General features: G+C 63.3%; 1 pseudogene. It reads right to left on the bottom strand.

The window, feature by feature from the left end:
* Window positions 1-121, bottom strand: a pseudogene (locus ROTAS13_RS28385) (helix-turn-helix domain-containing protein); the annotation flags it as partial.
* Between the last annotated feature and the right edge of the window lie 241 nt (window positions 122-362).

The following is a 362-nucleotide window of genomic DNA, read 5'->3' on the forward strand; positions in this document are numbered from 1 at the left end:
ACCGCAGAACCTTCCGGACCACCTTTCGCGAAATCCCGAGCTCACGACAGATCGCCTTGATCGACTTGCCCTGCACCCGGTGCAGGCGCCGGATCTTTGCCACTGTCTCCACGACCAGCATCCCAGCACTGGCTCCCGATCATCCCGGAAACCACTGTGAACCCCGCCGTCAGTGGGGTCCCGTTTGGACGCCGATCACCCCTCCAACAGGGTTCCTATTCCATGCCGATCCACAGCGGAGGCTGTTGTGGTTGGGTCACGCGGCCAAAGCTGGTGCCTTGCCTGCGGCATAGTAGCGCGCCTCGGCCTCGGCGGGAGGGATGTTCCCGATCGGCTCGAGGAGGCGCTTGTTGTTGAACCAG

The organism is Roseomonas sp. TAS13, assembly GCF_001950415.1.
In the GTDB taxonomy this organism is placed as follows: domain Bacteria; phylum Pseudomonadota; class Alphaproteobacteria; order Acetobacterales; family Acetobacteraceae; genus Roseomonas; species Roseomonas mucosa.